General features: G+C 64.2%; 19 protein-coding genes. 7 read left to right on the top strand and 12 right to left on the bottom strand.

Annotated features, from left to right (window positions below; all coding sequences use genetic code 11):
• Positions 1 to 99: 99 nt before the first annotated feature.
• Positions 100 to 1146 (top strand): sensor histidine kinase, encoded by a 1047-nt coding sequence (locus AB4Z51_RS00435; RefSeq protein ID WP_259259720.1) that lies wholly within the window; start codon positions 100 to 102, stop codon positions 1144 to 1146.
• Here AB4Z51_RS00435 and AB4Z51_RS00430 read toward each other — a convergent pair.
• Positions 1143 to 1775 carry a J domain-containing protein gene (locus tag AB4Z51_RS00430; RefSeq protein WP_441496789.1) on the bottom strand — a complete coding sequence of 211 codons (633 nt, stop codon included), beginning with the start codon at positions 1773 to 1775 and terminating at the stop codon, positions 1143 to 1145. The genes AB4Z51_RS00435 and AB4Z51_RS00430 overlap by 4 nt on opposite strands.
• Before the next feature lie 158 nt (positions 1776 to 1933).
• Between AB4Z51_RS00430 and AB4Z51_RS00425 the strand changes: the two genes are divergently transcribed.
• Entirely contained in the window at positions 1934 to 2209 is a 276-nt protein-coding gene (locus AB4Z51_RS00425) for a BolA family protein (protein WP_441496877.1), read from the top strand.
• A 141-nt stretch (positions 2210 to 2350) separates the two neighbouring features.
• Here the strand turns inward: AB4Z51_RS00425 and AB4Z51_RS00420 are convergent, their stop codons facing one another.
• From AB4Z51_RS00420 to AB4Z51_RS00410, 3 genes are read right to left on the bottom strand one after another with little or no spacing between them, the layout of a single operon-like run.
• Positions 2351 to 3655 carry an HlyC/CorC family transporter gene (locus AB4Z51_RS00420; RefSeq protein WP_063980627.1) on the bottom strand — a complete coding sequence of 435 codons (1305 nt, stop codon included), beginning with the start codon at positions 3653 to 3655 and terminating at the stop codon, positions 2351 to 2353.
• A gap of 29 nt (positions 3656 to 3684) precedes the next feature.
• Complete coding sequence (aroB, locus tag AB4Z51_RS00415; RefSeq protein ID WP_441496788.1) at positions 3685 to 4833, bottom strand: 3-dehydroquinate synthase; 1149 nt, start codon at positions 4831 to 4833, stop codon at positions 3685 to 3687.
• Positions 4830 to 5456: a shikimate kinase gene (locus tag AB4Z51_RS00410; protein ID WP_441496787.1), complete on the bottom strand. Its 627-nt coding sequence runs from the start codon at positions 5454 to 5456 to the stop codon at positions 4830 to 4832. Before AB4Z51_RS00410 ends, aroB begins: the two co-directional genes overlap by 4 nt.
• 158 nt (positions 5457 to 5614) lie before the next feature.
• On the opposite strand from AB4Z51_RS00410, the gene AB4Z51_RS00405 reads away from it, so the two are divergent.
• The 4 genes from AB4Z51_RS00405 to AB4Z51_RS00390 all read left to right on the top strand — a co-directional run bounded on the left by AB4Z51_RS00405 (position 5615) and on the right by AB4Z51_RS00390 (position 9967).
• The gene (locus tag AB4Z51_RS00405) at positions 5615 to 5761 is read left to right on the top strand and encodes a hypothetical protein (protein ID WP_035730492.1); all 147 of its coding nucleotides are present in this window, start codon (positions 5615 to 5617) and stop codon (positions 5759 to 5761) included.
• A gap of 17 nt (positions 5762 to 5778) precedes the next feature.
• Entirely contained in the window at positions 5779 to 6735 is a 957-nt protein-coding gene (gene xerD, locus AB4Z51_RS00400; protein WP_441496786.1) for a site-specific tyrosine recombinase XerD, read from the top strand.
• 256 nt (positions 6736 to 6991) lie between these two features.
• On the top strand, positions 6992 to 7954 hold the full coding sequence (locus AB4Z51_RS00395; protein ID WP_071916974.1) for an acetyl-CoA carboxylase carboxyltransferase subunit alpha: 963 nt from the start codon (positions 6992 to 6994) through the stop codon (positions 7952 to 7954).
• A 453-nt stretch (positions 7955 to 8407) separates the two neighbouring features.
• The gene (locus AB4Z51_RS00390) at positions 8408 to 9967 is read left to right on the top strand and encodes a L,D-transpeptidase family protein (RefSeq protein ID WP_441496785.1); all 1560 of its coding nucleotides are present in this window, start codon (positions 8408 to 8410) and stop codon (positions 9965 to 9967) included.
• Between the two features lie 109 nt (positions 9968 to 10076).
• Here AB4Z51_RS00390 and AB4Z51_RS00385 read toward each other — a convergent pair whose 3' ends face one another.
• From AB4Z51_RS00385 to AB4Z51_RS00355, 7 genes are all read right to left on the bottom strand, one after another.
• On the bottom strand, positions 10077 to 10772 hold the full coding sequence (locus tag AB4Z51_RS00385) for a branched-chain amino acid ABC transporter ATP-binding protein (protein ID WP_247316462.1): 696 nt from the start codon (positions 10770 to 10772) through the stop codon (positions 10077 to 10079).
• Complete coding sequence (locus AB4Z51_RS00380; protein ID WP_028149473.1) at positions 10765 to 11499, bottom strand: ABC transporter ATP-binding protein; 735 nt, start codon at positions 11497 to 11499, stop codon at positions 10765 to 10767. The genes AB4Z51_RS00385 and AB4Z51_RS00380 overlap by 8 nt, the downstream gene beginning before the upstream one ends.
• Positions 11486 to 12595, bottom strand: a complete 1110-nt coding sequence (locus AB4Z51_RS00375) for a branched-chain amino acid ABC transporter permease (protein WP_354113806.1) — start codon at positions 12593 to 12595, stop codon at positions 11486 to 11488. The genes AB4Z51_RS00380 and AB4Z51_RS00375 overlap by 14 nt, the downstream gene beginning before the upstream one ends.
• Before the next feature lie 6 nt (positions 12596 to 12601).
• Positions 12602 to 13819 carry a substrate-binding protein gene (locus tag AB4Z51_RS00370; RefSeq protein ID WP_441496784.1) on the bottom strand — a complete coding sequence of 406 codons (1218 nt, stop codon included), beginning with the start codon at positions 13817 to 13819 and terminating at the stop codon, positions 12602 to 12604.
• Positions 13820 to 13821: 2 nt separating this feature from the next.
• Positions 13822 to 14679 carry a branched-chain amino acid ABC transporter permease gene (locus tag AB4Z51_RS00365; protein WP_441496783.1) on the bottom strand — a complete coding sequence of 286 codons (858 nt, stop codon included), beginning with the start codon at positions 14677 to 14679 and terminating at the stop codon, positions 13822 to 13824.
• 138 nt (positions 14680 to 14817) lie between these two features.
• Positions 14818 to 16332: an amidase gene (locus AB4Z51_RS00360; protein WP_441496782.1), complete on the bottom strand. Its 1515-nt coding sequence runs from the start codon at positions 16330 to 16332 to the stop codon at positions 14818 to 14820.
• 151 nt (positions 16333 to 16483) lie between these two features.
• On the bottom strand, positions 16484 to 17668 hold the full coding sequence (locus tag AB4Z51_RS00355) for a substrate-binding domain-containing protein (protein ID WP_014490414.1): 1185 nt from the start codon (positions 17666 to 17668) through the stop codon (positions 16484 to 16486).
• 179 nt (positions 17669 to 17847) lie between these two features.
• On the opposite strand from AB4Z51_RS00355, the gene AB4Z51_RS00350 reads away from it, so the two are divergent.
• Entirely contained in the window at positions 17848 to 18282 is a 435-nt protein-coding gene (locus AB4Z51_RS00350) for a MarR family winged helix-turn-helix transcriptional regulator (protein ID WP_014490415.1), read from the top strand.
• Positions 18283 to 18513: 231 nt separating this feature from the next.
• On the opposite strand, the gene secA is transcribed toward AB4Z51_RS00350, so the two are convergent.
• The gene (gene secA / locus AB4Z51_RS00345; RefSeq protein ID WP_441496781.1) at positions 18514 to 21354 is read right to left on the bottom strand and encodes a preprotein translocase subunit SecA; all 2841 of its coding nucleotides are present in this window, start codon (positions 21352 to 21354) and stop codon (positions 18514 to 18516) included.
• Positions 21355 to 21545: the final 191 nt, after the last annotated feature.

The raw sequence follows: 21545 nt of genomic DNA, 5'->3' as shown, positions 1-21545 counted from the left end.
CGCCGTAATTGCGGGAACGCGCGCACGGTCCGGTCGACGAACTTGGAACATCTCCGGGTTTGGGGACTTAACCGTGAGCCCCCTCGGATCAAGATTCCAATGCTGGACCTGTTTGGACAAGCGGACGAGGCCAGGATCGGCGAGATCGCCGCCGGCTATGCCGCCAACCGGACCGAGGCCGGCACGGATTCTGAAAGACGATTCCGCGACTTGCTGCAGGCTCTGCCTGCCGCGATCTACACAACCGACGCGGAAGGTTGCATCACCTTCTTCAATCGCGCCTGCATCGATTTTGCCGGACGCATGCCGAAGATCGGCGAGATGTGGTGCGTGACCTGGAAGCTCTATCTGCCCGACGGCACGGCGCTTCCCCACGATGAATGCCCGATGGCAATCGCGCTCAAGCAGAACCGGCCCGTGCGCGACGTCGAGGCCGTGGCCGAGCGGCCGGACGGCTCCCGGATCTGCTTCATGCCATATCCGACGCCGCTGCGCGACGAACGGGGGCGTTTGGTTGGTGCGGTGAACATGCTGGTCGACATCACGGCTCGCAAGGAGGCAGAGCAGAGGATGCTGCTCCTCACCTCCGAGGTCGATCACCGTTCCAACAACCTGCTCGCGGTGGCTCAGGCGATGCTGCGGCTGACGAAGGCGGATACCGCGGAAGAGTTCCAGACCGTGTTTGCAGGCCGGCTCAGCGCGCTTGCCAACGTGCAGAGGCTGTTCTCGGCTTCGCGTTGGACCGGCGCGAATCTGAAGACCATCGTCGAAGAAGAACTCCGGCCGTACGCAAGCCGGGACGGCGAGCGGATCAGGATCGCGGGAGACGACGTCCGCCTGCCGCCCACGCTGGCCCAGTCGATCGCAGTCGCGCTGCATGAGCTCGCCACCAACGCCGCCAAATATGGCGCGCTGTCGAGGCCTTCGGGCAGGCTGGAGATCAGCTGGGAGACCAATGGTGCAGAGCCTCTCGTGCTGCACTGGTCGGAGAGCGGCGGTCCCCGGGTCAACGAGGCGCCAACGCGCAAGGGTTTTGGAATCGGCGCGGTCGACGGCATCATCCGGACCTTGCGCGGAACCATTACCCGGCAGTGGAGGCCGGAAGGACTGGTTTGCGAACTGTCCTTCCCGGAAGGCGTAGCCTAGGCCTCGCGGACCACCGTCTTCAGATAATTGTAGGCCTTGATGATCTCGATCAGGCGATCTTCGGTCGACCGGTCGCCGCCGTTGGCGTCGGGGTGATGCTGCTTGACCAGCGCCTTGTACTTGCTCTTGACGTCGGCGAGCGTGGAATTGGGGCCGAGACCCATGACCTGGAGCGCCTTGCGCTCGGCGTTCATCACCTTGCGCGTCTCGGCCTTGGGCTCGGCCTGCGGACCCTTCCGCCAGCCCGCGCGGCCGTTGATCTCACTGAACATGCTGAACGGATCGGACGCCATGTCGATCTCGGCTTCCGCACCCTTCTTGCCGCCATTGGCGCCCATCTTCCAGGTCGGGCGGTGACCGGTCAGCGCATCCTTCTGGTAGCGCGCGACGGCATCGGCATTCATGCCGGAGAAGAAATTGTAGTTCTGGTTGTACTCGCGCACGTGGTTCAAGCAGAAGTGCCAGTACTCGCGCTGGTTCTCGCGGCCCTTCGGCGCACGGTGCGCACCCTTGTTCTGACACCCGGCCCATTCGCAGTTGACCACGGCGTCGCGCGGCTTCACTTCCGGCTGCTTGCCTTTCGGCTTGACCCGGATGGAGTCGAAGAACTTTGATGAATCGATCGGCATGACTGACTTTGACTACGCAATGCAAAAACCTTCAAGTCTTGACATTGCAATTAGCTGGGAACCCGCAGCCGAAGTTTCACTCCGGCGTCTTCGAGGTACGGCCGCCGCAGGCGGCCTATGCAATTGACGGAGTGCGGCTGCGCGCTTTAATGGCACTCATGTTTATGAAAGACACTATCAGCAACAAGTTGCGGGAAGCTTTCACGCCGGAAAGCCTGCAGGTCGTCGACGAGTCACATTTGCATGAGGGCCACGCCGGCCATCGACCGAGCGGCGAGACACACTTTCGCGTTTATATTGTGTCTCAGGCCTTCAAAGGGAAGAGCCGGGTCGATCGCCACCGCATGATAAATTCGGCGCTGGCCGCGGAACTTGCCGGCAGCGTGCACGCGCTCGCGATCCACGCTCAGGCACCGGGGGAAGGCGGCACCTAGCTCGCCAATTCGGCTGTCATGCCCTGCGAAGGCGGGGCATCCAGTAAACACTGCTGGCGAGATTCAATCGATAGGCTGCGGCGTACTGGATCGTCCGCCCCCGTGCGCAACTGCGCACAAGGCGGACGATGACACCGTGCGTCAAAACGACGTTCCCGCCCGCCTGGGCTTGGCCTCTTCCATCTCCGCGTCACGCGGCACCGGTGAAATACGGAGCGCGGTGATGCGGTTGCGTTCGCGGCGGAGGACGCGGAAACGGAAGCCGTGGAACGTGAAACTCTGGCCGCGGTCGGGGATCGAGCGCGCCTCGTGAATGACGAGACCGGCGACTGTCGTTGCCTCCTCATCGGGCAGGTGCCAGTCCATGGCGCGGTTGAGATCGCGGATCGGCACCGAGCCGTCGACCACGACCGAGCCGTCCGGCTGGGCGCGCACGCCGGCGACCACGACGTCGTGCTCGTCGGAAATGTCGCCGACGATCTCTTCCAAAATGTCTTCCAGCGTCACGAGACCTTCAACCTCGCCGTACTCGTCGACGACGAGGGCGAAATGGGTTTTTCGGCGCCGGAACGCCTTGAGCTGCTCGGAGACCGGGCGCATTTCCGGCACGAACCAGGGCGGCAGCGCGATGGTGGAGACGTCGATGCGCGAGGTGTCACCGTCGGATGCGCGGATTGCGCGCAGCAAATCCTTGGCGTGAAGCACGCCGATGATGTTCTCCGGCTTCTCGCGCCAGAGCGGAATGCGGGTGTACTCGGTCGCCAGCACCTCGCGCACCAGTTCCTCCGGCGGCAGGTCGGCATTGATCATCATCATCTCGGTGCGATGGATCATGACGTCGGAGACCTGCAGCTCGCGCAGATCGAGCAGGCCTCCGAGCATGTCGCGGTCCTGCTTCTCGACCTTGCCCTCGTGGTGCAACAGGTCGACCGCGCCGCGCAGGCGCTCGGTCGGCGACAGGATCGCCTGGTGCTCGCCGGCCAAACCAAACAAGCGCATCAGCAGACGAACGATGACCTCGACGATCCGCAGCAACGGTCCCAGCACATACATCGTCAGCCGCATCGGGCGGGCAACCGCAAGCGCCATGCGGTCGGGCGCGTTGATCGCGATGGTCTTCGGTAGCACCTCCGCGAAGATCACGACCAGCGCCGTCATCACGCCGGTGGCATAGAGCACGCCGACATCGCCGAACCAGGCCGTGAAGATGCTGGTGGCGAGCGCGGACGCGCTGATATTGGCGATGTTGTTGCCGAGCAGCAGCGCACCGATCAGGCGCTCGCGCATGTCGAGCAGCTGCGAGACGACATCGGCGTCGTGGTTACCCTGCTTGGAGAGCCGCAGCATGCTGGCGCGCGAGGCGCCGGTCAGCGCGGTCTCGCTCGCGGCGAAGAAGCCCGAGACGAGCAGGCAGAGAATGACGATGGTGAATCCGAGCCAGTCCATGCACCACTCAAAAACCGGTTAGCCGCGCATCAAGCCTTCTGCGCGAGCTTCTCTTTGAGGAAATCGCGCACCGGCGCCGGCTCGACGTCCTTCGCGATCACGGCGCGCCCGACCGCCTCCAACAGGATGAAGGTGAGCTTGCCGCGCTTGACCTTCTTGTCCTGCGCCATCAGCGCCATCAGCGCATCGGCGTCGGCAAGCCCTTCCTGCGCGAAACCGGCGATGTCCTGCAGGCGCGTCGGCAGGCCGGCCTCGATGAGGTGACGCTCGACGCGCGCGGCATCGGCCTCGCCGATCATGCCAAGCTTCGCCGAGAACTGCGCCGCCAGCGTCATGCCGATCGAGACACCCTCGCCATGGAAGAGGCGATCGGAGAAGCCGGTCGCGGCTTCCAGCGCGTGACCAAAGGTATGGCCGAGATTGAGCAGCGCGCGCTCGCCGGTCTCGCGCTCATCGCGCGAGACGACGCCGGCCTTGGCGCGGCACGAGGTCGCGATCGCGTGCTCGCGCGCCGAGCCGCCCTTGAAAATGTCGGAGTGGTTCTTCTCCAGCCAGGTGAAGAAGGCTTCGTCGCCGAGCACGCCGTATTTGGCGACCTCGGCATAGCCGGCGCGGAACTGCCGCGGCGACAGCGTATCGAGCACGGCGGTGTCGGCAATGACCAGCACGGGCTGGTGGAAAGCGCCGAGCAGATTCTTGCCCTGCGGCGAATTGATGCCGGTCTTGCCGCCGACGGAGGAATCGACCTGTGCCAGTAGCGAGGTCGGCACCTGCACGAAATCGACGCCGCGGCGCAGGATCGCGGCCGCAAAGCCGGCGAGATCGCCGACCACGCCGCCGCCGAGCGCGATGACGAGATCGTTGCGCTCGACCTTCGCGGCGATCAGGGCCTCGCTGACCTTTTCGAGGCCGGCATAGGTCTTGGAGATCTCGCCTTCCTCGACCACGATGCGCGAGGTCGGAATGCCGGCAGAAGCGAGCGACGCTTCGGTCGGCTCGAGCCAGTGTTTTGCGACGGTGCGATCGGTGACGATTGCCGTACGCACGCCGGGCCGCAAGCGCGCGACCCGTTCGCCGAGCGAGGCCAGCACGCCGCGGCCGATGACGATGTCATAGGCGCGATCGCCGAGCGCGACGTCGACGTTGACGGGATCTGAATGTTTCAACGGCGCAGTCATCGTACGGCACTCGCAACGTCGGCAGGTGATTGGGCGGCCTGTTCGCCGCAGAGATGGGCGCGCAGCGTCTCGATGCATTCCTCGACGATCCTGTCGTGCGGCACGTCGCGCGAGGCGATGGTGAGGTCGGCATGGCGATAGATCGGCTCGCGCTCGGTGAGCAGGCGCGTCACGGTTCCTTCGGGATCGGCGGTCTGGAGCAGCGGGCGGTCGGCGCGGCGGCGCACCCGGCGCATGATGACGTCAGGGTCGGCCTTGAGCCAGATCGAGACCGCCTTGGCCGCAATGCGATTGCGCGTCTCCTCGCGCATGAAGGCACCGCCGCCGGTCGCCAGCACGATYGGCTCGCCGTCGAGCAGGCGCGCGATCACCCGCGCCTCGCCATCCCGGAAATACGGCTCGCCATGGCGCTCGAAAATCTCCGGTATGGTCATGCCGGCATGAGCGACCTCGATCTCGGTGTCGGCGTCAACGAAGGGCAACTTGAGCCGGGCCGCCATGCGGCGGCCGATGGTGGATTTGCCCACCCCCATCATGCCGACGAGCACGATCGAGCGCGTCCCGAGCGCCGACAGGATGTCGGCCTCAGGGGCAGCTTGTATCGGCAACGTGGCGTCGGGCATGGGTCTCGCTCGATCTGCCGCCGGAGGCGGCATGCTTTGGCCACCTATACGACCCCCTCGGGGCCCTCGCCAGAGGACTCTTGCCACGAAACGGCGAACATGTTGGATGATTTCATTGGTTAATTTGGACGCCTGAGACCTTCCCGAGACCTTGCCCGATGCCCAGCCTGTTCCGCTTCCTGACGGTCGTCGCCGTGCTCGCCGGCATCGTCTATGGCGTGGTCTTCGCGCTGGCGAACTTCGTGAGCCCGAAGTCGCGGGAAATGACGGTGACGATCCCGCCGGATAAGTTTCTCAAGAAATAGGAGCTAGCCTCCAGGGCATGCGCGTACAGCCCTCAGACAGCAAGCTCACCGGCCTGTTCCTCGACATGCTCGCGGCGGAACAGGGCGCCGGCCCCAATACGCTCGACGCCTACCGCCGCGACCTCACCGATTTCTCGGAATTTTTGGGCCGCGTCGGGCACAGCTTTGCCGACGCCGAGACGCAGATCCTGCGCGATTACCTCGGCGATCTCGACAGCCGCGGCTTCAAGTCCACCAGCGTCGCGCGGCGGCTGTCGGCGATGCGGCATCTCTACCGCTTTCTCCTGAACGAGCGCATCCGCACCGAGGATCCCGCGGCGATCCTGTCCGGCCCCAAGCGCGGCCGCGGCCTGCCAAAGGTGCTGTCGATCGCGGATGTCGACCGCATGCTCAGCCGCGCCAAGGAATTGAGCGAGGCGGAGGACGCTTCTCCCTCGAAACGGCTGCGCGCGTTGCGGCTCTATTGCCTGCTCGAGGTGCTCTACGCCACCGGCCTGCGCGTCTCCGAGCTGGTGGCGCTGCCGCGCTCCGCGGCAAAACGCGACGCCCGCATGATCGTGGTGCGCGGCAAGGGCAACAAGGAACGCCTGGTGCCGCTCAACGAGGCTTCACGGCAGGCGATGGCCGATTATCTCGCGGCGACGGAAGCGGCAAAAGCCGACAAGAAGAACAGCGTGGCCGCCTCGAAATGGCTATTCCCATCGTTCGGCGAGAGCGGGCATCTGACGCGGCAGCATTTCGCTCGCGACCTGAAAGAGCTTGCTGTCGCCTCGGGGCTGCAGGCCCGGCTGGTCTCCCCGCACGTGCTGCGCCACGCCTTTGCCAGCCACCTCCTGCACAACGGCGCGGATCTGCGCATCGTGCAGACCCTGCTCGGCCACACCGACATCTCCACGACCCAGATCTACACCCATGTGGTCGAGGAGCGCCTGAAGAGCCTGGTGCGCGACCTGCACCCGCTGGCGGAGAAATAGATAGGTCTCTTGCCCCGGCTCTGCGCAGCAGCGCTATAGAAGCGCTGCAGCGCGTCCGGGACACGAGAGCCCAGCCGGGGCAACCCATGAAACCGCCTTGACTTCGGCCACATCTCCGCAGAAAGAGCCGTGGCCTCACGCATGATTTGGCGGGCTGCTTTAGAGCGCACAAGCCAACTCATTGAAGAAGCTACATTTCTTTCCGCCGATCCAAACCTGCTTCGACGCCCCGCCCCGTCCTCGCTATATTGAGTTGATGCCAGATCACATGCGCAGCTATCTCGACTTCGAAAAGCCGGTCGCCGAGCTCGACTCCAAGGTTGACGAGCTGCGGACGCTTGCGGCCTCGGGCACCGATATCTCCGAGGAAATCGGGAAGATCGAGGACAAGGCGGCGCAGGCGCTGGCCGACCTCTATCTGAACCTGACGCCGTGGCAGAAGACGCTGGTCGCGCGGCATCCGCAGCGGCCGCATTTCAACGATTTCATCAAGGGCCTGATCACCGAATTCACTCCGCTCGCCGGCGACCGCAAGTTCGGCGAGGACGAGGCACTGGTTGCCGGCTTCGGCCGCTTCCGCGGTGAGGCCATCTGCGTGATGGGCCAGGAAAAGGGCGATTCCACCGAGAGTCGCATCCGGCACAATTTCGGCATGGCGCGGCCCGAGGGCTATCGCAAATGCGTGCGGCTGATGGAAATGGCCGAGCGGTTCGGCCTGCCGGTGCTGTCGCTCGCCGATTCCGCCGGCGCCTATCCCGGCATCGGCGCCGAAGAGCGCGGCCAGGCCGAAGCGATCGCGCGCTCGACCGATGCCTGCATGGCGCTGACCGTGCCGAACGTCGCCATCATCACCGGCGAGGGCATGTCCGGCGGCGCCATCGCCATCACCACCGCCAACAAGGTCCTGATGCTGGAGCACGCGATCTACAGCGTGATCTCGCCCGAGGCCGCCTCCTCGATCCTGTGGCGCGACGGCTCCAAGGCGCAGGAAGCCGCCAACAACATGAAGATCACCGCGCAGGACATGCTGCGCTTCGGGGTGATCGACAGCATCTTGAAGGAGCCGGTCGGCGGCGCCCACCGCGACCCCACCGCCATGATCGCCACCACGGGCGATGCCATCGCCAAGGCCTTTGACGAGCTCCGCGGCCTGGACGGCGACACCATCCGCAAGCAGCGGCGGCAGAAATTCCTCGATATCGGCCGGAAACTGGGCTGATTCGGCCGTTTTCGGTGCCGTAGGGTGGGCAAAGCGAAGCGTGCCCACCCTTCCAAACAGTATGGGGAGCGAGATGGTGGGCACGGCGCTTTGCGCCTTTGCCCACCCTACGAGACCTTTCGGGCGGCCCCCGACCGCCCCGGTAACTCCCCGTTAACCCTTTTTTTGCCCAAATCAGCGATCTCTGTGCGGATTGGGCCAAAAGGCCCAAGTACGGCCCAAAGTCGCGTCCATTTAGTCTTCGTTGACCATGCCACTGGGCCAACGGGCTCGTGATCCCAGCTCGGGTTGCGACCACATGACCCAGAGGTTAGAATTTTAATCAATGGCTTCAGGGCACAAGCGCTGGAGCGTGGTTCGAAAACACCCGTCACGACGGGTCCGGATCTCCGGTCGGATCATGCTTCGAGATTGGGGTTCGCGCTCTCTGCCCGGCACGGTGTGGGGTCCATCTTGATTTCTCGTTCGCTTGCTCGCGCGCTTTTGGCTTCGGTTGCGCTGCTGACGGCCAGTGTTCTGCTGGCCGGCTGCGACACCGACCAGGTTTCGCTCGCGACCAACGCCAAGGCCAACCAGCCGGTGCCGCCAAAGCTTCTCGCCGCGATGGTCGAGAAGGACATGGACCTGCAATCGCCGATCCTGGTGCGCCTGTTCAAGCAGGAGGCCGAGCTCGAGGTCTGGAAGCAGGCCCGCAACGGCCAGTTCGCGCTGCTCAAGACCTATCCGATCTGCCGCTGGTCGGGCGATCTCGGCCCGAAGGTGCGCGAAGGCGACCGCCAGGCGCCGGAGGGATTCTACTCGATCAATCCGGGCCAGATGAATCCGCAGTCGGCCTACTATCTCTCGTTCAACACGGGCTATCCGAACGCGTTCGACAAGGCTCTGGGGCGCACCGGCTCGCAGCTGATGGTGCACGGCGATTGTTCGTCGCGCGGCTGCTACGCGATGACCGACGAGCAGATCGCGGAGATCTATTCGCTTGGCCGCGAGTCGTTCTTCGGCGGGCAGAAGGCGTTCCAGCTGCAGGCCTATCCGTTCAAGATGACGCCGGTGAACATGGCCAAGCACCGGAACAACCCGAACATGCCGTTCTGGAAGATGATCAAGGAAGGCTATGATCATTTCGAGGTGACGCGGCAGGAGCCGAAGGTCGATTTCTGCGAGCGCAAATACGTGTTCGACGCAACGAAGACGCCTGACGCGAAGCGCGATCCGGTGTTCGACGCGTCCGCGAAGTGCCCGGCCTATGTGATCCCCGAGAACATCGCCAGCGCGGTGCGCGACAAGGATGCGCGCGACCAGGTCGAGTACAACAAGCTCGTCGCCAAGGGCACGCCAATCGCGCGCATGAACACCGGCATCGACGGCGGCATGAACAAGATTTTTGCCTCGAAGATTCCGGAGGGATCGACCGGACTGTCGGAGAATGCCGAAGGCTCGACCCTGGAGATGCTGGCGATGGCGAAGGCGCCGGGCACGATCCCCGGACACGTCAATCCGCCCAAGCCCAATCTCGATGCGGCCGCCGCCGCTCCCGCGAACCAGGAGCCGGTCGTCGCCGTCAGCGCCCCCGCCGCCACCACCCGCGTCGCCGCAGCCGCGCCGGCCAGCGAGAAATCCCAAGAGAAATCGTCAGGCGGCTTCTTCTCCAACCTCGGCCGCAAGATGGGCCTCGGCACCGCCGACACGACGGCGACCACGCCGCCGCCGCAGGCGACCGCGTCCGTGGCCCCGACCGCTGCGCCAGCAACACCACCCACCGCGACGTCGAGGCTGAAGGCCGCAGTGACCCGGTTCGTGCCTGGCCGCGATACGTCCAAGGACGCGCCGAAGCCGGCCGTCGCCGCCGTCAAGCCGGCCGAACCGGTGAAGCCGGACACGCGCCTCGCCGCGACGCGGCCGGCGCTGAAGCCGTCGGTGTCGGATGGCGCGAGTGAAGCGACGCAGATCATGGGCGCCGCGCCGGTGGTGTCGTCGAACTCGTTCGACAGCCGCTTTGGGGCGGTGAAGTAAGGCCGGCGCTCCGCTTAATCTCTCCGATCCATCTCAGCCTGACGCCGTCATTCCCCTTGATGAGGTACAGTGAGAGCGCTGCGCCTCACTCAAAGACTGGCAGCGCGACCTACGGCGCCAAATACCGCATCAGCTCCGGATTGACGCGCACATCATTCGCCTGCCCTTGCAGCGCGACCCTGCCGCGGTCGAGCACGTAGGCATAGTCCGCGACGCGCAGCGCGAGGTCGAGGTGCTGCTCGACGATGATGACGGCGATGCTCTTCGCGAGCTCGATCAGGCGCTCGGTGATCTCCTCGATCACGCCGATCCAGACGCCTTCGGTCGGCTCGTCCAGCAACAACAGCTTCGGATCGCCCAGCATCGCGCGGCCGATGGCGAGCATCTTGCGCTCGCCGCCGGAGAGGGTGCCGGCGGGCTGGTCGAGGCGCTGGCCGAGTTTCGGGAAGATGGTCAGCACCTGGTCGACCGCGTCGGCCTTCTTGCTGGCGAGCGAGCCGACCGCGAGATTGTCGCGCACCGACAGACGCGCAAACACCGAATGCTCCTGCGGGACGTAGCCGATGCCGGCGCGCACGCGCTCCTGGGTCGCGCGGCGGCTGATGTCGCGGCCGTCGAAGGCAACCTCGCCCTTCCAGGCCGGCAGCTCGCCGACGATGGTCTTCATCAGCGTGGTCTTGCCGGCACCGTTGCGGCCGAGCACGGCGACGCCGCCGCGCCAGGGAATGCCGAGGGTGACGTCGAACAGGACCTGGCTGCGGCCATAGCCCGCGTCGAGATGCTTGATGTCCAAAAATTCAGGCACGGCGCAGATAGATCTCCTGAACGGATTTATTGGCCTGGATCTCCGACACGGTGCCTGATGCCAGCACCTTGCCCTGGTCGAGCACGGTCAACCGATCGCAGATGTCGCGGATGAAATCGAGGTCATGCTCGACGATGACGAGCGAGCAATGTTTCTTGATCGGCTGAAGCAGCTCACCGGTGACGCGGCGCTCCTCCAGGCTCATGCCGCCGGTCGGCTCGTCCAGCAGCAGCAGCTTCGGCTTGCCCGCGAGCGCCATCGCGATCTCCAGCCATTGCTGCTGGCCGTGCGACAGCGCCGCCGCCGCGTCGAAGGCACGATCGGCGAGGCGGAACTGCGTCAGCATGGTCATGACCTGGTCGTGCAGCGCGCCCCGCGTGCGCGAGAATACGAGATCGAACAGCGAGGACTGCGCCTGCAGCGCGAGCAGGATGTTGTCGTAGAGCGTCAGCGTCGGCAGCACGCTGGTGATCTGGAATTTCAGGCTCATGCCGGCCCGGGCCCGTTCGGTCGGCGTGAACGCGGTGATGTCGGTGTTGATGAAACTCACTTTGCCTTGGGTCGGCACTTCGGCCCCCGCAATGCACTTCATCAGCGTGCTCTTGCCGGAGCCGTTCGGTCCGATCAGGCCGTGAAACTCGTTCTCGCCGACGGTCAGCGCGGCGCCGTCGAGCGCGGTGAGCTTGCCAAATATCTTCTTGATGCCGGCGGCCTCAAGGAGCGGCATTGCGCTTCTCCTTCTTAGTCTCCTTGGGCTTGGCACCAAAGCTGCCGACCCGCTCGCGCTCGCCGAGCACAAAACTGATCAGGCCGAGCGGCCGGAACAGGATCACGAGCAGCAGCAGCAGACCGAGGATGATCGGCCAGATCTCGCGATAATTGTCAGAGAGCCAGAAGCTGACGCCCTCGACGATCACGGCGCCGATGACGGCGCCGATCAACGTGCCGGAGCCGCCGAACAGAACATAGAGCACCACCTGCGTCGAGACCACGACACCGACCATGTTGGGCCAGACGAAACCTTCGTGGAAGGCATAAAGGCTGCCGGCAAGACCTGCGATGGCGCCGCCGATCGCGAAGATGATCGCCTTGAGATGCTGCGCCTTGTAGCCGAAGAAGGCGATGCGCTGCTCGTTCTCGCGCAGGCCTGCGAGCGCCAGCCCGAATTGCGAGCGCACCAGGAAGCGGCAGAGCAGGTAGACCACGACGAGGATGCCGAGCACGAGATAGTAGAAAGCCGGGCCTTCAGTAAATTCGTAGCCGCCGAGCGACATCGGCGCGATCGAGGGGATGCCATTCTGGCCGCCGAGATAGTACCAGCCGCGCGCGAGGCGATCGGCGGCGTAGGAGCCGGTCAGCGTGCCCAGCGACACGAAGATGACACTGGAGGGATGCCGTCCGAGCAGCAGGAAGCCGCCGAGCAGCAGCGCGAAGGTGAGGCCGATGATCGTGCCGGCGGGGAGCACCAGGAAGATGTTGGTGATGTCGAGGTCGCGCGCGAGCAGCGCGACGCCATAGCCGGCCGAGCCGAAGAACAGGGCCTGGCCGAAGCTCATGATGCCGGCATAGCCCCAGACCAGATCGAACGACAACGCGAACAGCGCGAGAATGATCACGCGGGTCGCGAACACCGTGAGGTAGTCCTGCAGCACCAGCGGCGCGAGCAGCGCCGCGACGAGCACGACGCCCTCCACGATCGGCAGGACCTTTCGTCCTGCCTTGACCTGTTCCTTGGCCTGTTCCGCGGCCACGCGTTCAGCCATCGCATCGTCCGCTTCGTCGCCGGCGATGGCTTCTCTTACCACACTCATCGACTTCGGCATTCCGCCTCAGCATTCCTTGGGATCGACGAGCCCGTCGCTGCGTCCGACGATCTCGTAGTTCCCACCCTTGGCGACCGCGGTGTACATCTTCATCTTGCAGTGCCGCTTGCCCGGCACCATCTCGGCCGGGCCGCCCGGGCCTTCGGCGATCTTGGCGTGATCGAGAGTGGCGGCAACCGAGTCGCGATCGACCTTGCCGGCTTCCTTCACGGCCGCTTCCCACAGCTTGAGGCCGCGATAGGTACCGGTCGCGGCACTGCCGGCCGCGAACAGGAAGTTGCCGGGAAAGTCCTTCTCATACGCCGCCTGGATTTTTGCGTCGAACGGGTTCTCCTTGGTCAGCACCTTGAAATAGTCGAGACAGCTTGCGAGCCCCTCGATCTCCGCGGCCTGGTTGATGTTGAGCGTGTTCTCGTCATAGTAGACGCAGGCCAGGCGCCCGCYGTTCTTGAGGAAGCCCGCTTCATAGAGTTGCTTGAAGAACGGGCCGACACCCGGCGGAATGACGGTGTTGAAGACGACGTCGACCTTGTTGGAGATGATGCGGTTGACGGTCGATGAGAAGTCGATCTGGTCGAGCGGGTAATATTCCTCGAACACGACCTCGCCGCCGTTCGCCTCAATGACCTTGCGGGCGTAGACGTTGAGCGTGTGCGGCCAGACATAGTTGGCGCTCGGCAGCGCGAACTTCTTGCCACCGTTCTTGATCAGCCAGGGGATGAACTCGTCACACTGCTGCGCCGGCGTCGGCCCGGTGCAGAACAGATAGGGCGTGCACTCCTTGCCTTCGTAGAGCTGCGGATAGATGTAGAGCGTCTTGCCGCGCGCCACGATCGGGTCCTTGATCGCGTTGCGCATCGACGAGGTGATGCCGCCCAGCACCATGTCGACCTTGTCGCGCTGGATCAGTTTTCGGACGTTGCCGACGGCGACGGATTCGTTCGAGGCAGTGTCCTCGATATAGAGCTCGAGCGGGCGGCCGAGCAGGCCACCGGCCGTGTTGATCTCCTTGATCACCATCTTGGCGACATTGGCGTCGGCATTGCCGGCATAGGCGATCGGGCCGGTGAGATCGGTCGCGATACCGACCTTGATCGGGCCTTCCGCCGCGTTCGCCCACGGCGCCGGGATCACCCAGCTGCCGACGCCGGTCGCGACCGCGCCGGTGGTAAAGGCAAGATTGGAGAGGAAGCGGCGACGCGAAAGCTGAGTACGATCGAACATGACTAAACCCCTTTTCCAGCGATGAGGCCCTGTGGCCGAAATTTGATGAAGACAATGGCGAGCACGAAGACGAGGACGTCGGCGATGACGGGCGCCATCACCCATGGCAGCGCGGCGCTGAGGGTGCCGATGACGCCGGCGCCCGCCACCGGTCCGATGAAGGAGCCGACGCCACCGACCATCACCGCGACAAAACCCTGGATCAGGAAGCGCAGGCCGAGATCGGCGTACAGGCTGAACACCGGCACGATCAGCGCACCGGCAAGGCCGGCGAGCGCGGAGCCGAACGCAAACGTGGCGCCGTACATCAGGGGCGTGGAAATGCCTGAAGCCCGCGCCAGCGAGGGATTTTCCAGGGTGGCGCGCATGCGCAGGCCAAAACTCGTGCGCGACAGCAGGAGGTAACAGCCCGCCATCACCAAAAGCGTGATGACGATGATGGTGAAACGCCAGGCCGAGATGTGCATGGCGCCGATATCGATCGAGCCGCCGATCGGCTCGGGCACGGTGAGATAGAAGCCGCCGATCAGGCCGCGCACCGATTCGCGGATGATCAGGCCGAGCGCATAGGTGCCGAGCATCGCCACGATCGGCGCGGCGTAGAAGCGGCGGATGATCAGCGCCTCCAGCACGAAGCCGAGCGCACCGACCACGAAGGGCGCCGCGACCATGCCGGCCCAGATCGGCAGGCCCTTGGCGTAGGCGAGATAGGTGATGTAGGCCCCGAGCAGGACGAACTCTCCCTGGGCGAAGTTGAAGATGCCCATCATGCTGGCGATGATCCCGAGCCCCAGCACGATCAGGACGATGATCGCGCCAAAGCTCAGGATCTCGAACGCCGCGACGAACGCGTTAGCCATGCGCTGGAGCCTTTCCCGTTCCGATGGAATCGGAACGGGGCTCTAGATTCTTGTTTTGACGCGTTTTCTCGACGCGAACCGGTACCCACTTCGCTCGAAAACGCTCTGGTCTTCCGTCCGTCTGCATTAATTCTCCTCTCACATCTTCTTCCAGTCGCCGATCTGCTCGAAGGCATGCGCGGCGCGGTAGATCGTGGATTCCTCGAACATGCGGCCGACCAGCATCAGGCCAACGGGCAGGCCGTCGACCATGCCGCAGGGCAGCGACATCGCGGGATGATGGGTGATGTCGAACGGCGCGGTGTTGGAGATCATCTCGAGCGCGCGGGCGACATAGTCTTCGCGGCTGGCGGTGGGCTCCGGCAGCTTCGTCGCCTTCATTGGCGTGGTCGGCAGCAGCAGCAGGTCGTATTCGCCGAACGCCTTGTCATAGGCCGCGGTCAGGCGACGCGAGATGTTGAGGGCCTTGCCGTAATAGCGGGGACCGAAGCTGTTGTTGATGTATGTCCCGAGCATCAGGAACAGTTTTGTCGTCTCCGACAGCGAATCCGCCTGCCGTCGCCAGCCGCGATGGAAGTCCATCAGCGAGGTCGAGTAGAGATCGGAACGGCTCAGGCCATAGCCATCGCCATACATCATGGTCTGGGTCATGCCCTCCGTGCCGATCGGCGTCCAGATCGCGGGACCGACAAGATGCATCGGGATCGAGACGATCTCGACCGTGGCGCCAAGGTCCTTGAAGCGCTTGGCGGCCTCGCGGACGCTTTCGTTGACGGCGGCCTCCGCGTTCGCCTGCTCGAAGCCTTCCTTGAGGATGCCGATCTTCATGCCCTTGACGCCCTGGCCGAGCGCCTTGGTGTACTCCTCGACCTTCGGCGCCTTGATGCGGGGATCGTAGCCGTCGTCGCCGGCGAGCACTTCGAGCAGCAGCGCATTGTCGGCGACGGTCGCGGTCATCGGACCGGTGTGGTCGACGAAGATCTCGATCGGCATGATGCCGGTGTAGGGGACGAGGCCCCAGGTCGGTTTCATGCCGTAGGTGCCGCAGAACGAGGACGGCATGCGGATCGAGCCGCCTTGGTCGCCGCCGATCGCCATGTCAACCTCGCCGAGCGCGACGACGACGCCGGAACCGGAGGACGAGCCGCCGGCCGAATAGCCCATCTTGTGCGGATTGTGCACGGCACCGACCGCACCGGTGTGGCTGCCGCCGGACATGCAGAAGGATTCGCAATGCACCTTGCCGGCGATCTCGGCGCCGGCGTCGAGCATGCGCGTGACGATGGTGGCGTCGAAATCGGGGACGTAGCCTTCGAGCGTCGCCGAGCCGTTCATCATGGGCACGCCGGCCAGCATGATGTTGTCCTTCAGCGCGACGGTCTTGCCCTTGAGCTTGCCGCTCGCCGCACCCTTCACGGTCGACTTGCGGTACCAGGCGTTGCGCGGGTTCTCCTCGGGCGAGGGCCGGTAGCCCGGCGTGCGGCGATATTTGACCTCCGGCACTTCGTCCGGCATCGCGCCGACGAGATTATAGGCCTCGATCGAGCCCTGCATCAGGCCGCGGAACGAGGCGACATCGGCATCGGTCAGCGAAAGGCCGCACTGCTTGGCGACGTCAAGAAGTTGGGCAGGCGTGGGAAGGACAACTGTCACGGCGCTCTCCTGAAGTTTCTTGGTACGGTCCCTGCGCGCGGCCGCGATTGGCGCGACGCGCGCAGCGGCCCTGCTGAAACATTCAAAGCGGAAATATTTTCCTTTTCAAGTATTATTTTAAGATGGGGCTGTCCGGATTGCCGCAGCAGGCTCAGACCGGCTTGATCAGCTTGAAGTCGAGGCCGTCGGCCTCCGCGAGATACATCTGCATGCGGGCGTGGCCGTTGCGAACGACGACCGGGCCGCGCGCGCCGCCGTAAACGATGTTGCGGCCCGCCGCGAGCATGGGCGCCATCGACAGCGAACCTGCCTTTTTCGCCACGGCTTCGAGGAAACGCAGGCCTTCATAGCTGGACTGGCCAAGCGAGCCGATCGGCGGGGCGTTCGGCCCGAACATCGCGCGATAGCGGATCTGGAAGTCGTCATTGGCTCGCGAGCCGATACCGGAGAAATAGCCGGATGCGCAGAACATGTTCTCGCTGTTGTCGGCGCCGATACCGAGCAGCACCGTCTCGTCCATGGCCCCCGCCAGCCGCAGCGTCGTGGCACCGAGGCCGCATTCGCCGAACGCACGATTGAAGGTGACGCTGTCGGTGCCTATCAGCGAGATCAGCACGACATCGGGCCGCGCGGCACGGATGCGCGCCAGATGCGGCTCGTGATTGTCCTCGCCGAGGGGGACGAACTCCTCGCCGACGACGTGGCCCCCGGTTTCCCTGATGTAGTTCTTCACGGCGCGGTGCGATTGCCAGGGCCAAACGTAATCGCTGCCGATCAGGTACCAGCGCGACGCCTTCTTGACGTCGGCAAGCCAGTGGATCGACGGCCGGCTCTGCCAGCGCGGCGTCTCGCCGATCGCCATCACGCCGGGCGTGCGCTCGCCGCCTTCATAGACCGGCGTATAGATGTAGGGGATGCGATGACGCGTGGTGACGTCGCGCAAGCCGACGCGGACCGCGCTGGTGTGCAGCCCGACGATGAGATCGACCTCGTCGAATGCGATCGCCTGCTCGGCGCGGTTCAGCACCTCATCGAGCGGCCCGCCGGCGTCGTAGATCGACAACTCGATCTCGCGGCCGAGGATGCCGCCGCGCTTGTTGATCTCGGCAACGGCGAGTTGCGCGCTGTTGGTCGCGCAGGGGCCCCACACACCCGGCGATCCCGTGCAGCAGATGAAGCCGCCGATGCGCAGCTTGTTCGCGCCACGCCGCCTGAGGAACGCATGATCGCCCGGCGACAGCGAGCTATCGGCTCCCGACGACGACAGATTCCTCAGCAGCAAGGACGGCGGCATCGCCGGACTGCCGTGAGCCGGGAAGTTTACCGTCGCGTGCACGCCAACTCCTGTCTGGCACCAGACCTGAAAGCACAATGAGCAGGCGGCCGCGGCATCCGCCCTTTTGTTAGGCAAACATCCTATTTTGAAAATATTGAATATTCAACAATTGAAGTGCATATAGAAGCAGCATTGATTGCAAGACATTCACTCATTTGGGTCAAGACGAAGTCTTAGCCGTGGCAAAACCGAACTCCCCGATCACCGAACACCTCGCCTACCTGCTCGCGCAAGCCAACCGGGAGATCAACCGGCAGCTGGAACTGCGCCTGAGCAAGGAAGGCGTTCCCGTCGAGCAGTGGCGCATCCTTAAGGTGTTGTCGGACGGCGATGGCCACTCGATGGGCGAACTCGCGGACGCGGTGCTGCTCAATCATCCGACGCTGACCAAGATGATCGACCGCATGGTTTCCGACACGCTGGTCTATCGCGTGCAGGACCCGAACGACCGCCGCAAGGTTTTGATGTTCATCTCCGACCGCGGCAAGGTGCTGTGCAAGAAGCTCAACTCGCTCGCGGTGGACCAGGAGGAGCACATCCTGGAGAGCTACGGCGACAAGTCGACGAGCGAATTGAAGCGGCTGCTGGAGAGCTTGATCGACAGCTCGAATTGAGGGCTGGCTTAGCGAGCTCTCGCAACACTTCATCTCGTGAGGGCATGGCGCAAACCGCCACACACACAGCCGTCATCGCGCGCGAAAGCGGGCGATCCAGTATTCCAGAGACGCCAGTGATTCAACCGAGAGGCCGCGGCGTACTGGATCGCCCGGTCGAGCCGGGCGACGACAGTGGAGCGTGAGGCACGAACATCGCGTCTCACGCGCGCATGACAGCGGGGCTAGCGACTACGCGTACCGCCCGTGGCAGTGCTTGTACTTCTTGCCTGAGCCGCACGGGCAATCCTCGTTGCGGCCGACCTTGCCCCAGCTTGCGGGGTTCTTCGGATCGCGAAGAGCTGCGTCGGAAGCCTGCGCTCCGAGCGTGACGCTGGCGAGCGCCATTTCGTCCTCGCCGGTGTTGGGGTCGAACTTGTGCGCTTCCATCGGCGGCAGGACAGGAGCTTCCTGCTCCGGCGGGACGATCTCGACGCGCATCAGCTGCGCCGTGACGGCCTCGCGCAGATGCGCGCTCATCTCCTGGAAGAGATTGAAGGCCTCGGTCTTGTACTCCTGCAACGGATCGCGCTGGCCGTAGCCACGCAGGCCGATAACCTGGCGCAGATGGTCGAGCATGATCAGATGCTCGCGCCAGAGATGGTCGAGCGTCTGGAGCAGAATGGTCTTCTCGACGTAACGCATCACGTCGGGACCCCATTGCCCGACCTTGGCCGCCATGTGCTCGTCGGCTTTGGTCTCGATGCGGGTGAGCAGCTCCTCGTCGGCGATGCCCTCTTCCTTGGCCCAGTCGTCGACCGGCAGGTCGAGATCAAGCACGCGCTTCAGCTCTTCCTTCAGGCCGGCGACGTCCCACTGCTCGGCATACGCATGCTCGGGCACGTGCTTGGCGACGAGGTCGTCGATGAAGGCGTGGCGCATGTCGGTGACGGTCTCGGCGACGCTGTCGTCCTTCATCAGGTCGACGCGCTGGTCGAAGATCACCTTGCGCTGGTCGTTCTGGACGTTGTCGAACTTGAGCAGGTTCTTGCGGATGTCGAAGTTGCGCGCCTCGACCTTCTGCTGCGCCTTCTCGAGCGCCTTGTTGATCCAGGGATGGATGATCGCCTCGCCTTCCTTGAGGCCGAGACGCTGCAGCATGCTGTCGAGACGATCCGAGCCGAAGATGCGCATCAGATCGTCTTCCAGCGACAGGAAGAACTTCGAGCGGCCGGGGTCGCCCTGACGGCCGGAACGGCCGCGCAGCTGGTTGTCGATGCGGCGGGATTCGTGACGCTCGGATCCCATGATGTAGAGGCCGCCGGGCTTCTTCACGGTCTTGGCCGGCTTCGAGCCCTTCGCCGGCTCGATCTCGACCTCTTCCTCGGCCTTCAGCACGATCTCGCGGAAGTGCTCGATGTCGGCCTTGATCTGCTCGATCTTCTTCGCCTTCTCCGCCTCGTCCTCGATGCCGGCAGTCTCCTGCTGGATCCGCATCTCGAGCGAGCCGCCGAGCTTGATGTCGGTACCGCGGCCGGCCATGTTGGTCGCGATCGTGATCGCGCCGGGCACGCCGGCTTCCGCGACGATATAGGCTTCCTGCTCGTGGAAGCGCGCGTTCAGCACCGCGAACAGTTTTGCCGGCTTGCCGGCGCGGGCCGCGGCGTACAGCTTCTGCATCGAATTTTCGTTGCCGAAATCGATCTGCCGGTAACCGTGCTTCTTGAGGTATTCGGCGATCACTTCCGATTTTTCGATCGAGGCGGTGCCGACCAGCACCGGCTGCAGCCGCGCATTGGCGCGCTCGATCTCGGCCAGGATGGCGGCGTATTTCTCGTTCTGGGTGCGATAGACCTCGTCGTCCTCGTCCAGGCGGCCCACTGGCACGTTGGTCGGGATCTCCACGACTTCGAGCTTGTAGATGTCGAAGAGCTCATCGGCTTCCGTCAGCGCCGTACCAGTCATGCCGGCGAGCTTCTCGTACATCCGGAAGTAGTTCTGGAAGGTGATCGAGGCCAGCGTCTGGTTTTCCGGCTGAACCTGGACATGCTCCTTGGCTTCAAGCGCCTGATGCAGGCCTTCCGAATAACGTCGGCCGGCCATCATGCGTCCCGTGAACTCGTCGATGATGACGACCTCGTCGTCGCGGACGATGTAGTCCTTGTCGCGCGTGAACAGCGTATGGGCGCGCAGCGCCTGGTTGATGTGGTGCACGACGGAAACGTTCTCGACGTCGTAGAGCGACTCGCCCTTGAGCTGGCCGGCGTCGCGCAGCAACGTCTCGATCTTCTCCATGCCACCTTCGGTCAGCGTCACCGTCCGCTGCTTCTCGTCGACCTCGTAATCGGTCTTGTCGAGCTTGGGCAGGAAGCCGTCGATGGTGTTGTAGAAATCGGAACGGTCGTCGAGCGGGCCGGAGATGATCAGCGGCGTGCGCGCTTCGTCGATCAGGATGGAGTCGACTTCGTCGACGATGGCGTAGAAATGCGGGCGCTGGACCATGTCCTCGAGCCGGTACTTCATGTTGTCGCGCAGATAGTCGAAGCCGTATTCGTTGTTGGTGCCGTAGGTGATGTCGCAGGCATAGGCCGCCTTGCGTTCGGCATCGTCCAGGCCGTGCACGATCACGCCGGTGGTCAAGCCGAGGAAGCCGTAGATCTGGCCCATCCAGCCGGAGTCGCGGCGGGCGAGGTAGTCGTTGACGGTGACGACGTGAATGCCCTTGCCGGCGAGCGCGTTGAGATAGACCGCGAGCGTTGCGACCAGCGTCTTGCCTTCGCCGGTCTTCATCTCGGCGATGTCGCCCTCGTGCAGCACGATGCCGCCGATCAGCTGCACGTCGAAATGCCGCTGGCCGAGCGTGCGCTTGGCGGCTTCGCGCACGGTGGCGAAGGCCGGCACCAGCAGATCGTCGAGCGTCTTGCCCTCGGCGAGCTGTTTCTTGAACTCGACGGTGCGGGCCTTCAGTGCCTCGTCGGAGAGTTTCGAAACCTCCGGCTCCAGCGCGTTGATCGCGTTGACGCGGGACTGGTATCCCTTCACCCGCCGGTCGTTGGCGGAGCCGAAAAACTTGCGGGCGAGCGCGCCGATCATGCCTAGTTCCTGTGTTCGCGATTCAACCGCGTTGCAGCCAAGAAGTTGTCACCCCCCTGCCTATCAACTCACCGTGACGCCTGATGGCGACAGAGCCCGGACTGCGGGGGGTCATCCGCCATATGGGTGGGAATTGGGCAAGTCTGGGTTCAACGGCCAAAAACGCAGCAAAATAAACGCCATCGCCATGG

Source organism: Bradyrhizobium sp. 2TAF36 (assembly GCF_052114925.1).
GTDB classification, from domain to species: Bacteria; Pseudomonadota; Alphaproteobacteria; order Rhizobiales; family Xanthobacteraceae; genus Bradyrhizobium; species Bradyrhizobium barranii.
The sequence above is the reverse complement of the archived record's forward strand: the minus strand, read 5'-3'. Positions and strand labels throughout refer to the sequence as shown.

Bases quoted from the DNA above. Each gene is read 5' to 3' on its own strand.
- AB4Z51_RS00435 (WP_259259720.1), top strand. From the start codon at position 100: ATGCTGGACCTGTTTGGACAAGCGGACGAGGCCAGGATCGGCGAGATC.
- AB4Z51_RS00430 (WP_441496789.1), bottom strand. From the start codon at position 1,775: ATGCCGATCGATTCATCAAAGTTCTTCGACTCCATCCGGGTCAAGCCG.
- AB4Z51_RS00425 (WP_441496877.1), top strand. From the start codon at position 1,934: ATGTTTATGAAAGACACTATCAGCAACAAGTTGCGGGAAGCTTTCACG.
- AB4Z51_RS00420 (WP_063980627.1), bottom strand. From the start codon at position 3,655: ATGGACTGGCTCGGATTCACCATCGTCATTCTCTGCCTGCTCGTCTCG.
- aroB (WP_441496788.1), bottom strand. From the start codon at position 4,833: ATGACTGCGCCGTTGAAACATTCAGATCCCGTCAACGTCGACGTCGCG.
- AB4Z51_RS00405 (WP_035730492.1), top strand. From the start codon at position 5,615: ATGCCCAGCCTGTTCCGCTTCCTGACGGTCGTCGCCGTGCTCGCCGGC.
- xerD (WP_441496786.1), top strand. From the start codon at position 5,779: ATGCGCGTACAGCCCTCAGACAGCAAGCTCACCGGCCTGTTCCTCGAC.
- AB4Z51_RS00395 (WP_071916974.1), top strand. From the start codon at position 6,992: ATGCCAGATCACATGCGCAGCTATCTCGACTTCGAAAAGCCGGTCGCC.
- AB4Z51_RS00380 (WP_028149473.1), bottom strand. From the start codon at position 11,499: ATGCCGCTCCTTGAGGCCGCCGGCATCAAGAAGATATTTGGCAAGCTC.
- AB4Z51_RS00375 (WP_354113806.1), bottom strand. From the start codon at position 12,595: ATGCCGAAGTCGATGAGTGTGGTAAGAGAAGCCATCGCCGGCGACGAA.
- AB4Z51_RS00365 (WP_441496783.1), bottom strand. From the start codon at position 14,679: ATGGCTAACGCGTTCGTCGCGGCGTTCGAGATCCTGAGCTTTGGCGCG.
- secA (WP_441496781.1), bottom strand. From the start codon at position 21,354: ATGATCGGCGCGCTCGCCCGCAAGTTTTTCGGCTCCGCCAACGACCGG.